Here is a 12619-nt window from a genome sequence, read left to right on the forward strand (position 1 = left end):
GACAATAGGTGTGAAGGGAAAATGAAGAGAAATATGACTAAATTTCATACCAATAAGGGAGCAGGGTATTTTATGATTTTATTCCTCCTGCTCTTTTTGCTGTTATTAGCCCGATTTTTTTACATACAAGCGACAGGAACAGTGCATAATCAGGATTTGGATAAACTCGCTCAGCAAAAACATAGTAAAACAGGAGTTCTGGAAGCGAATCGTGGGACGATTTATGATCAAAATTCCCATGTGTTAGCACAAGATGCAAACTCTTATAAACTTGTAGCGGAATTAAAAGGTGCGAAGCCTGTTGAGAATAAAGAGGATACTGCTAAGAAAATTGCGGACGTACTCGGAAAAGATGAAGAGAAGATTTTAGCTACTTTAAATAAAGAGGGTAGAAGTCAAGTAGAGTTTGGGAAATTAGGTAAAGGCTTGACGAAAGAACAGAAAGAACAAATAGAAGCATTGAAATTACCAGGTATATCTTTTATTACTGAAAATGCAAGAGTGTATCCAAACGGTGATTTTGCATCTTATGTTGTAGGTCATGCGAGACCTGATGAAAAGGGAATCGCTGTAGGTCAATTTGGTTTAGAAAAGAGTTTGAATAAGTATTTAGGTGCTTCCAATGGAGAGGTAGCTTATACAGGCGATCGTAGAGGCGTATCTCTTGACGGTGGAAAAGTGAATGTGAAGGCACCTAAAAATGGAGATAATGTATATTTAACACTCGACCAGCGTATTCAAAGTTATTTAGAAGATGCAATGAAAGAAGCGAGTAAACATTATGAGCCAGAAAGCTTAATAGGAATTGTTGCGGATCCAAAAACAGGGAAAATATTAGCGATGTCTAGTAAGCCTAGTTATGATCCGAACCAAGAGAATAATAATTATTTTTATAATGACGCAATTGCAAATGCATTTGAACCTGGATCAACAATGAAAATTTTTACGCTAGCAGCAGCTATTAATGAAGGTGTGTATAAGGGACAAGATTATTATCAGTCTGGTACATATCAAGTCGGGAACCGCAAAATAAAAGATCATAATGGCGGTGCTGGATGGGGATCTATCACATTTGATGAAGGTGTAGAGCGCTCTTCCAACGTAGCGTTTGCTATTTTAGGGGATCAAAAACTTGGTCCAGACCGTTTCCGGAAATATATCCATGCTTTCGGATTAGATGAAAAAACGAATATTGATTTACCTGGTGAAGGTTCAAATACCATTGTATTCGATCAGCAAATACAGCAAGTAACAACAGCTTTTGGACAAGGTTCTACTGTAACACCAATTCAGCTTGTACAGGCTGCAACTGCTATTGCGAACGATGGGAAAATGATGAAACCTTATACAATTGATAAAATTGTAGATCCGATAACAGAGGAAGTAAAATTAGAACATAAACCAGAAGAAGTGGGAAAACCTGTTACAAAAGAGACAGCAGCGCAAGTAAGACAGTTATTAGAACGCGTTGTTACATCGCCGAAAGGAACAGGAACTGCTTATAAAGTCGATGGCTATTCAGTTGGTGGTAAAACAGGAACAGCGCAAATTCCGGATGGAAAAGGAGGCTATATGACGGGAAGAGAGAATTATATATTCTCATTCTTAGGTATGGCACCTATGGACAATCCGCAACTTGTTGTGTATGTAGCTGTTAAAAAGCCGAAATTGAAAGATGATGAGAGCGGCGCACAACCTTTAGCTGATATTTTTAAATATGTAACGAAGAATAGTTTAGAGTATTTAAAGATTAAGCCTAATGAAGTGAAAGATCCGAAGAAATATGTGAAAGAGCAACAAACTGCTGTTCCAGATGTAACGGGAAAAACGATGGAAGAAGCGAAAAAGGCTATTGATAAAGCAAAACTTCGTCCGATCGTATTAGGTGAAGGGAAAGTACAGCATCAAGTACCGAAAGCGACTGAACAAACATTGAAGGGTGATCGAGTCTTCTTAGTGGGAGATAAACCTACAATGCCAAATATACAAGGCTGGGCACTTCGTGATGTTATGAATTTAGCAAAAACATTAAAGCTTAATCTAAAACCTACTGGTACAGGATACGTAACCGAACAAAGTGTACCAGAAGGAACATTGTTGCAACCTGGTACAGAGTTAGGTGTAACACTTGTACCGCCACTTGAACCACAACAAGAAGCAGAAAAGCCGTAATGGTAAAAGAGAAGAAGTTCTAATTAAATAAGTACAAGCATATATTGGAACAAGCTAGGCGTAAGGGAGGCTTGTTCCAATATGCGTGTATCAAATGTAACAGTTAGAAAACGACTTATTTTTATACTCATATCAGGTATACTTATTTTCACTATCATCGATATTCGTCTTGGATATGTGCAATTTTTTCTTGGGAATATGTTAACGGATCGTGCGAAAGATTCATGGAGTCGTAATATTACTTTTGAACCTGAACGTGGAAAAATTTTAGACCGAAATGGTGTGGAACTTGCCACGAATAAAAGTGCTCCAACTGTCTTTGTTGTACCGAGGCAAATTGAAAAACCAGCAGAGACTGCAGAGAAGTTAGCTGCAGTATTAGGTGTGGAAAAAGATGAGATTTATAAGAGGATTACAAAAAAAGAATCAATTGTAAGGTTAGATAAAGGCGGAAGGAAAATATCACATGATAAGGCGAAAGAGGTAAGAGGATTAAGTTTGAAAGGTGTTTATATCGCAGAAGACTCTATCCGGTACTATCCATTTGGCAACTTTTTATCACATGTATTAGGGTTTGCAGGTAGTGATAACCAAGGTCTTATGGGACTAGAAAAATATTATGATAAAGAACTGAATGGTGATGAAGGTCATGTGCGCTTTTTTGCAGATGCAAAAGGGCAAAGGATGCCTAATGTTGGCGATGATTTCAAAAAACCAGAAGCTGGTTTGAATTTAGGCTTAACAATTGATGCACGTATTAATAGAATTATGGAAAGAGAAATGAATATCGCAGAGTCGACATATAATCCAGATGGTATGATTGCGATTGCGATGAATCCGAAAAATGGTGAAATTTTAGGTATGTCGAGTCGGCCGAGTTTTGATCCGGCAGATTTTCAAAGTGTTTCTCCAGAAGTGTACAATAGAAATTTACCAGTATGGAGTACGTATGAACCTGGTTCAACATTTAAAATCATTACGTTAGCCGCAGCTTTGAATGAAAATTTAGTAGACTTAGAGAAAGATACGTTTTATGATGATGGAGCAGCTGAAGTTGGTGGAGCAAGATTGAAATGCTGGAAAGCAGGAGGCCATGGTAGCCAAACGTTTTTAGAAGTAGTTCAAAACTCTTGTAACCCAGGATTTATTGAGCTGGGTGATCGTCTTGGTAAAGATCGATTGTTTAAATACATTCGTAATTTTGGCTTTGGACAAAAAACCGGAATTGACCTGCAAGGTGAAGGTAGTGGGATTTTATTTAATTTAGACAAAGTCGGTCCAGTCGAGCAAGCAACAACTTCATTCGGTCAAGGTGTTTCTGTTACGCCAATTCAACAAGTGGCGGCGGTAGCAGCAGCTGTAAATGGTGGAACATTGTATCAACCGTATATAGCTAAAGAATTTATTGATCCGAAAAACAATCAAGTTGTAAGTAAAAAGACACCTGTGGAAAAAAGAAAAGTTATTTCCAAGGAAACTTCAGAAAAAGTTCGGTATGCATTAGAGAATGTTGTAGCAAAGGGATCTGGTAAAGGTGCTTTTATTGATGGGTATCGTGTAGGCGGAAAAACAGGTACAGCCCAAAAAGTGAAAGATGGTAAATATTTAGAGAATAATTATATCGTATCTTTTATCGGTTTTGCTCCAGCAGATGATCCGGAAATTGTTGTATATGTTGCTGTTGATAATCCGAAAGGTGTAACGCAATTTGGTGGAGTAGTAGCAGCTCCAATTGTTGGGAATATTCTGCGGGATGCACTTCCTGTTATGGGAGTGAAACCGAGAAAAGAACAAGTTGAGAGAGAATATAAATGGGGAGATACACCAACTGTGGAAGTTCCAAATTTAATTGGTATGAAAAAGAAAGACTTACAGACGCAACTCGTTGATTTGAAGCTTGATATAAGCGGAGATGGAGAGAAAGTCATTAAACAGTCCCCAGAAGCAGGAGCTAAAGTGAAAGAAGGCTCAAAAATTAGAATTTACTTCGGGAATTAAAGGTAACCTAGTACGTTTTATGGTACAATTGGTGGAAGTGAGTTCTTTATAGAAGAGTTACTTAATTTGAGACCGCAAGAGTCTCGGTTATAAATAGGTCTATTTATTAGACACAGTAGCACTTACCTCCTATTTTACATAATTAGGAGGTAACGTGTTGCTTATTAATAAAAGAGATAAATACACAATGTAGAGAGGGTTTAGTGAAATGAAGTTGCATACACTTGTATCATGTTTGCATGATTTTCCAGTTGTTCCAAAAGAAAATCCAGAAATCACATCTATAGAAGCTGATTCACGTAAAGTGAAAGAAGGAAGCTTATTTGTATGTATGAAAGGATATACGGTTGATAGCCATGATTTTGCTAAGCAAGCAGCGGCACAAGGAGCGGCTGCTATTGTTGCGGAAAGACCAATTGATGTTGACGTTCCAGTTGTACTTGTGAAAAATACTTTTCGTTCGTTAGCGGTTTTAGCTGATTATTTTTATGGTCAACCAACACACAAGTTACATTTAATCGGTATTACAGGTACAAATGGAAAGACAACAACATCGCATATTATGGATGAGATTATGCGCGCACATGGTCATAAAACCGGGCTAATTGGAACGATTAATATGAAAATCGGTGATGAAACATTTGAGGTGAAAAATACAACACCAGATGCACTAACACTTCAACAGACGTTTGCAAAAATGGTTGAACACGGTGTGGATAGCACAGTAATGGAAGTTTCATCACATGCTTTAGATCTTGGCCGTGTACACGGATGTGATTACGATGTCGCAGTGTTTACAAATTTAACACAAGATCATTTAGACTATCATAAAACGATGGAAGAATATAAACATGCAAAAGGGTTGCTATTTGCGCAACTTGGCAATAGTTATAATCATAATCGTGAAAAATACGCGGTATTGAATAACGATGATGCTGTAACAGCGGAATATATGAGAAGTACTGCAGCACCTGTTGTAACGTATGGAATTGATACAACAAGTGATGTTATGGCAAAAGATATCGTTATGACAAGTGGTGGAACTACATTTACGCTTGTAACACCGTATGAGAGTGTAAATGTTACGATGAAATTAATTGGGAAATTTAATGTATATAACGTACTAGCTGCGACAGCGGCAGGACTTGTTTCTGGTGTAAGTTTAGAAACAATCATTGATGTAATAAAGGAACTAGCTGGAGTTCCAGGACGTTTTGAAGTAGTTGATGGTGGACAAAATTATACAGTTATTGTTGATTATGCACATACACCAGATAGCTTAGAAAATGTATTAAAAACAGCAAAACAGTTTGCAAAAGGTGACGTATATTGCATCGTTGGTTGTGGCGGTGATAGAGATAGAACGAAGAGACCAATCATGGCAAGTGTTGCAACACGATATGCAACTCACGCCATTTACACTTCAGATAATCCAAGAAGTGAAGAGCCAGGAGCTATTTTAGATGATATGGTACATGGTGCAAATGGAAATAATTATGAAGTAATTATTGATAGAAAAGAAGCGATATACCATGCAATTGCTAACGCAAAAGCTGAAGATATTATCATTATTGCTGGTAAGGGTCATGAAACATATCAAATTATTGGTAAAGATGTTCATCATTTTGATGATCGTGAAATCGCTAAAGAAGCAATTACAGAGCGTTTAAACAACGAAGAGTAACAACGTGAGAGGAGGACTACATGTGCTTGAGCAAGGTTTATTAGTAACGGCTGGGGTAGCATTCTTAATTTCTGTTGCCCTTTCGCCATTGTTTATTCCATTTTTAAGAAAATTAAAGTTCGGACAGAGTATTCGTGATGAGGGACCAAAATCACATCAAAAAAAATCAGGGACACCGACAATGGGTGGTATCGTCATATACGTATCTATGATGGTAACTTCACTTATTATGGCGATTAAGTTTAATCATTTAGGTGCAGAGGTATCGTTATTACTATTAGTGACATTTGGTTACGGATTGATTGGATTTTTAGATGACTACATAAAGGTAGTTAAGAAGAGAAATCTTGGTTTAACATCAAAACAAAAATTAGTAGGTCAGCTTGTTATTGCTATTGCGTTCTTTTTAATTGGAAAAGGGCAAGCGTTCCACACATACATCATGATTCCGGGAACGGATGTTAAGTTTGAATTAGGTTGGGCGTATTTTGTACTTGTACTATTTATGCTTATTGGTGGATCAAATGCAGTTAACTTAACTGACGGTTTAGATGGTTTATTATCAGGAACTGCTGCTATTGCATTTGGAGCATTTAGTATTATTGCTGTGGCACAAGAGCAATTTGGAGTAGCGATATTCTGTATGGCAGTTGTAGGAGCTGTACTTGGATTTTTAGTATTCAATGCGAATCCAGCAAAAGTGTTTATGGGAGATACAGGTTCATTAGCTTTAGGTGGAGCCATTGCAGCTGTAGCAATTTTATTAAAACAAGAATTGCTACTTGTAATCATTGGCGGAGTATTCGTAATGGAAACTTTATCGGTTATTATTCAGGTCATTTCATTTAAAACAACAGGAAAACGTGTCTTTAAAATGAGTCCACTACACCATCATTATGAATTATGTGGTTGGTCAGAGTGGCGTGTCGTTGTGACGTTTTGGTCTGTAGGATTTTTATTAGCTGTGTTAGGAATTTATATCGGGGTGTGGATGTAATTGAAAACTGTAACTGAATTTCAAAATAAAAATATTCTTGTATTAGGCATTGCAAAAAGTGGTTATGCAGCAGCTACATTGTTACAAAAGTTAGGGGCAAATGTTATTGTAAATGACGGAAAGCCTTTAGCAGAGAATGTACTTGCTGCAGAATTACAAGCAAAAGGAATGGACGTTGTATGCGGTGGTCATCCTTTAGAATTATTAGAGAGAAATATTTCTCTTGTAGTAAAAAATCCAGGAATCCCGTATTCTAATCCAATATTAGTTGCTGCGAAAGAAAAGCAAATTCCAATTGTTACGGAAGTTGAATTAGCATATCGTATTTCAGAAGCACCATTTGTTGGGATTACGGGGTCTAACGGTAAAACGACGACGACAATGCTTACATTTGAAATGCTAAAAGAAGGACAAAAGCATCCCGTAATTGCAGGGAACATTGGAACTGTAGCGTGTGAAGTTGCACAGGATGCGAAAGAAAATGAAGTTGTAGTTACAGAACTTTCATCGTTCCAATTGATGGGAGTAGAAGTGTTCCAACCTAAAATTGCTGCGTTTTTAAATTTATTTGAGGCCCACTTAGATTATCATGGGACGAAGAAAGAATATGGTTTAGCAAAAGCGAATATTTTTAAAAACCAAACAGAAAATGATTATAGTGTAATAAATGCAGATGATGCAGATGTGATGGCTTTATCTGCTTATAGTAAAGGTCAAAAAGTACTGTTCTCAACAACGAAAGAAATTGAAGATGGTGCGTGTATAAAAGATAATGCTCTTTATTTTAAAGGTGAAAAAGTTGTTGAAGTAGGCGATATCGTTTTACCTGGTCAACATAATTTAGAAAATATTTTAGCAGCGATGAGTATCTCAAAATTATTGGGTGTTTCTAATGAAGCGATTACGGCAGTTTTAAAACGTTTTACAGGTGTAAAACATCGTTTAGAATACGTAACAACTATAAACAACCGTAAGTTTTATAATGACTCAAAAGCAACGAATATGTTAGCGACAGAGAAAGCTTTATCTGCGTTTACACAACCGACTGTGTTATTAGCAGGTGGGCTAGATCGTGGAAATGAATTCGATGATTTAATTCCGTATTTCAAAAATGTTAAAGCGATTGTAACATTTGGACAAACAGCTCCAAAATTAGTAAGAGCTGCAGAAAAAGCGGGATTAGATACAATTGAAAGTGTCGATACTTTAGATGAAGCTGTAGTGAAAGCTTATGCTCATTCTACAGATGGCGATGTAATTCTTCTTTCTCCAGCATGTGCAAGCTGGGATCAATTTAAAACATTTGAAGAAAGAGGAGACATTTTTATACAAGCTGTGCATAAACTTATATAAAGTAAATCAAAACATCAGTAGGCTAACACCTACTGATGTTTTGTTACATAGGGCAAAAGTTTCTGCCTAAAGAGGTGGTGTTTATGGGTAATGAAGAAAACGCCTGATTTTATTCTCATCATCGTTACACTTGCGTTGTTAACAATCGGAATGATTATGGTTTATAGTGCGAGTGCGGTTTGGGCCTCTTATAAAATGGGGGACTCATTCTTTTTTGCAAAAAGGCAATTGCTATTCGCAGGTCTTGGTGTAGTGGCTATGTTTTTTATTATGAAAATTGATTATTGGGTGTGGCGTACGTATTCAAAAGTAATTTTGCTAGTTTGCTTCATTCTTCTTATTCTCGTTCTTATTCCTGGAGTAGGTCTTGTTCGAGGAGGAGCGCGAAGTTGGATTGGAATCGGGGCATTTTCCATTCAACCGTCCGAATTTATGAAGTTTGCGATGATTATTTTCTTAGCGAAATTTTTAGCGGAACGACAAAAATTAATTACCTCTTTTAAACGTGGTTTACTACCAGCTTTAGGTTTTGTATTTCTTGCTTTCGGAATGATTATGTTACAGCCCGACCTTGGTACAGGGACGGTAATGGTTGGGACATGTATCATTATGATATTTATCTCAGGAGCAAGAGTCTTTCACTTTGCAATGTTTGGTTTGCTTGGTGTAGCAGGATTTGTAGGGCTAATTGCATCAGCACCGTATCGGATGAAACGTATTACATCATATTTAGACCCGTGGTCAGATCCGCTTGGAAGTGGATTTCAAATTATTCAATCGTTACTCGCAATTGGACCAGGTGGATTATTCGGGCTTGGACTTGGACAAAGTAGACAAAAGTTTCTTTATTTACCTGAACCGCAAACAGACTTTATATTTGCAATCTTATCCGAGGAATTAGGTTTTATTGGTGGTTCATTTGTGTTATTATTATTTAGTCTATTATTATGGCGTGGGATTCGTATAGCTTTAGGAGCGCCAGATTTATATGGTACGTTTTTAGCAGTAGGTATTGTGGCGATGATTGCGATTCAAGTAATGATTAATGTTGGTGTTGTAACAGGATTGATGCCTGTTACGGGTATTACTTTGCCGTTTTTAAGTTATGGTGGATCAAGTTTGACATTAATGTTAATGGCAGTAGGTGTATTATTAAATATAAGTCGCCATTCTCGCTACTAAACCCTGTTTTATAAGACAGGGTTTTTCGTATGTGTACGAAGAAACAATATGTATATAGAAATAAATACGACTGTAATAAGAAAAAGAGAAGCGGAGGAGTTAGTAGTGCGTGTATTAGTAAGTGGTGGGGGCACTGGAGGTCATATTTATCCGGCTCTTGCTTTAATAAGAGAAATAAAAAAATTAAATCCGGAAGCAAGGTTTTTATATATTGGTACGGAGAATGGATTAGAGAGCACAATCGTGCCCAAAGCAGGTATACCGTTTCAATCTATTGTTATAAGTGGATTTAAGCGTAAAATATCGTTAGACAACGTGAAAACGGTGATGCGTTTTCTAAAAGGTGTACAAGATAGTAAACGATATATTCGTCGTTTCAATCCAGATATTGTGATTGGAACAGGTGGATATGTATGTGGACCTGTTGTATATGCTGCGGCAAAATTAGGTATTCCAACTATTGTACATGAACAAAATAGTGTACCTGGTGTAACGAATAAATTTTTAAGCCGCTATGTTGATAAAGTTGCAGTTTGTTTTGAAGCGGCTGCAGAACATTTTCCGCAGTCAAAAGTGGTCATGACAGGAAACCCACGAGCGTCAGAAGTAATGGATCAAAATGGAATGAAAGGAAAACGTTCAGTAGGTTTATCTCTTCCTAAAAAATCCGTGCTTATTTTTGGTGGCAGCCGTGGGGCTAGACCAATTAACGATGCTTTCGTAGAGGCAATTGAACAGTTTGGAAATAAAAGTTACGAAATATTGTATGTAACAGGTGAAGTTCATTACGACAAAGTGATGGATGCAGTGAAGCAAAAAGGGAACCCGAATAATGTTATTATTAAACCTTTCATTCATAATATGCCAGAAGTACTTACAGGTGTAGACCTTGTTGTCTCAAGAGCTGGAGCAACAACACTTGCAGAATTAACAGCGTTAGGTAAGCCAAGTGTGTTAATTCCGAGTCCTTATGTAACAAATAACCATCAGGAAAAAAATGCACGTTCTGTTGTCGATAAAGGAGCAGCAAAAATGTTGCTTGAAAAAGATTTAACAGCTGAAACACTTATTCGTGATATTGACGAGATTTTATTAGATGCACAAACATTACAAAATATGAAGCTTGCTGCTGGGCAATTAGGTATTCCAGATGCAGCAAATCAGTTGTATGAAGTAATGAATAAGCTTGTAAAAAAATAACGTTAGGTGAACGCCCTGCATACTACTGTAATAAGGATGCTTAGTATGGGGGAGATTGTTTATGGAGCAATTAGTAAATGAGCTTATAGAAGCAAATGTTGGTCGCGTGTTAGTGGATGAACCGTTAGCACGTTATACAACTATGAAAATAGGTGGACCAGCTGATATTTTAATTGTGCCAAAGCATGTTGCCGGTATTGAAAAAACGTTGCAGTTAGTAAAGAAATATAAAACAAAGTGGACTGTAATTGGTCGCGGTTCGAACCTTCTTGTATCTGATCTAGGTATAGAAGGTGTCGTTATTCGTTTAGGAGAAGGATTAGACCACTTAGAAGTCGAAAAACATAGAGTAAGAGTTGGTGGTGGGTATCCCCTAATTAAATTATCAACTTTACTTAGTCGGCAAGGGTTAGCCGGTCTGGAGTTCGCAAGTGGTATTCCAGGAAGTGTTGGCGGTGCAGTGTATATGAATGCAGGAGCACATAATTCGGATATATCAAACATATTATCAAAAGCTCTTATTTTGTTTGAAGACGGAACAATTGACTGGTTAACGCATGGAGAAATGGAGTTTTCCTATCGTACATCTGTATTGCAAACGAAACGTCCTGGTATTGTTTTGGAGGCTGAGTTTCAATTACAAATAGGTGAGCGTGAGAGAATTGTAAGTGTTATGCAAAAGAATAAAGATTACCGTCGTGAAACACAGCCATGGAATCATCCGTGCGCAGGAAGTGTGTTTCGGAATCCAACTCCATACTTTGCAGGAGATTTAATAGAAAAGGCGGGGCTTCGTGGTTATCAAATAGGTGGAGCTCAAATTTCTGAAATGCATGGGAATTTTATTATTAATACTGGGGGAGCTAGCGCGCAAGATGTCTTATCTTTAATTGCATTAATAAAACAAACAATTAAGGATGGATTTGGCGTAGAAATGCATACAGAAGTAGAAATCATTGGAAGATAACGGTTATTCGTTCCGCTCATTATCATTTATGTTATAATAAGAAGATAAGAACGGCATGAGGAACATGCCGTTCTTTATGTTACGTAGGGGGATCGTACATGAAAAATAGTAAAGTAATTAAACTACAGGATCGTGTACCAAAGTTAAAAAATCAACAGAAAAAAAAGAAGAAACATGTTAATCATCGGTTGATTTTATACATATCAATTTTATTTCTATTAGTTCTCTTTTTAATTTATTTTCGGTCTCCGCTTAGCAATATAAAAAAGATAAGTGTGTTTGGAAATCATTATATGACAGATGAACAAGTGATGAAGGAATCAGGTGTGACGTATGATACAAGTTATTTCCGGGTGACAGCACATAAAGCTGAAGAAAATTTAACGAAACGAAAAGAAATTAAAGCAGTAAATGTAAAGAAACGTTTTCCAAATAAAATTGACGTTCATATTGAAGAATATTTAACGATTGGTTATATAAACAAAGAAGGGAAATTACAACCGTTATTAGAGAATGGGAAAACACTTGATGTACTCCCGAACGGAAAACTTCCTGTTGCAGCGCCAATTTTTGAACCTTTTAAAGAGGAAAAAATGAAGGAGTTAATTGCTGAGCTTGAAAAATTAACCCCAACTATTTTAAGGTCTATTTCTGAAATTCGTTATTCACCGACGAATGCGAATGAAGACCACCTTACTTTATATATGAATGAAGGGTATGAAGTGAGCACTACGATTCAAAATTTCGCAAAACGTATGGAAGCTTATCCACTTATCTTAAAAACAATTGAGCCGGGTAAAAAGGTATTAATTGACTTAGAAGTAGGGGCATATACGAAAGAATTAGGGGCGGAAGAAAAAAAAGAATAGAAAGATAGTGTTCGCTACGTTATTGTAGAAAAAACGAAACGAACGTTCTATTGGATGTGCCTGAATTTACAAGAATGGTTCATTTGATGAAAAAGATGTAAAAATTCTTAGATTCATACTAGGATTGGTACAAGTTTCACTTTTCTATGAGTACATCTTAGTGTAGACTTATACTTGGCGGTAATCTTTACACTTGA

At 36.9% G+C, this 12619-nt stretch carries 9 protein-coding genes; all 9 read left to right on the forward strand.

Annotated features, from left to right (window positions below; all coding sequences use genetic code 11):
• Positions 1–21 precede the first annotated feature (21 nt).
• The 9 genes from PDQ33_RS00120 to divIB all read left to right on the forward strand — a co-directional run bounded on the left by PDQ33_RS00120 (position 22) and on the right by divIB (position 12422).
• Positions 22–2172, forward strand: coding sequence for a penicillin-binding protein (locus PDQ33_RS00120; protein WP_442866542.1), 2151 nt, complete (start codon positions 22–24; stop codon positions 2170–2172).
• An 81-nt stretch (positions 2173–2253) separates the two neighbouring features.
• Positions 2254–4170, forward strand: a complete 1917-nt coding sequence (locus tag PDQ33_RS00125) for a stage V sporulation protein D (protein ID WP_001266227.1) — start codon at positions 2254–2256, stop codon at positions 4168–4170.
• Positions 4171–4378: 208 nt separating this feature from the next.
• A complete protein-coding gene (murE, locus tag PDQ33_RS00130) occupies positions 4379–5854 on the forward strand; it encodes a UDP-N-acetylmuramoyl-L-alanyl-D-glutamate--2,6-diaminopimelate ligase (RefSeq protein WP_270754443.1) in 1476 nt (491 codons plus the stop codon).
• A gap of 22 nt (positions 5855–5876) precedes the next feature.
• Positions 5877–6851 (forward strand): phospho-N-acetylmuramoyl-pentapeptide-transferase, encoded by a 975-nt coding sequence (gene mraY / locus PDQ33_RS00135; RefSeq protein ID WP_000893058.1) that lies wholly within the window; start codon positions 5877–5879, stop codon positions 6849–6851.
• A complete protein-coding gene (gene murD / locus PDQ33_RS00140) occupies positions 6852–8204 on the forward strand; it encodes a UDP-N-acetylmuramoyl-L-alanine--D-glutamate ligase (RefSeq protein WP_061131586.1) in 1353 nt (450 codons plus the stop codon).
• Between the two features lie 90 nt (positions 8205–8294).
• Positions 8295–9386, forward strand: a complete 1092-nt coding sequence (gene spoVE / locus PDQ33_RS00145) for a stage V sporulation protein E (protein ID WP_000753510.1) — start codon at positions 8295–8297, stop codon at positions 9384–9386.
• Positions 9387–9491: 105 nt separating this feature from the next.
• On the forward strand, positions 9492–10586 hold the full coding sequence (gene murG / locus PDQ33_RS00150; protein ID WP_061131729.1) for an undecaprenyldiphospho-muramoylpentapeptide beta-N-acetylglucosaminyltransferase: 1095 nt from the start codon (positions 9492–9494) through the stop codon (positions 10584–10586).
• A gap of 61 nt (positions 10587–10647) precedes the next feature.
• A complete protein-coding gene (murB, locus tag PDQ33_RS00155) occupies positions 10648–11553 on the forward strand; it encodes a UDP-N-acetylmuramate dehydrogenase (RefSeq protein WP_000437042.1) in 906 nt (301 codons plus the stop codon).
• Positions 11554–11651: 98 nt separating this feature from the next.
• Positions 11652–12422 (forward strand): cell division protein DivIB, encoded by a 771-nt coding sequence (divIB, locus tag PDQ33_RS00160; RefSeq protein WP_061131587.1) that lies wholly within the window; start codon positions 11652–11654, stop codon positions 12420–12422.
• The last annotated feature ends 197 nt before the right edge of the window (positions 12423–12619 follow it).

The organism is Bacillus cereus group sp. Bc031 (assembly GCF_027716265.1).
GTDB lineage: Bacteria > Bacillota > Bacilli > Bacillales > Bacillaceae_G > Bacillus_A > Bacillus_A paranthracis.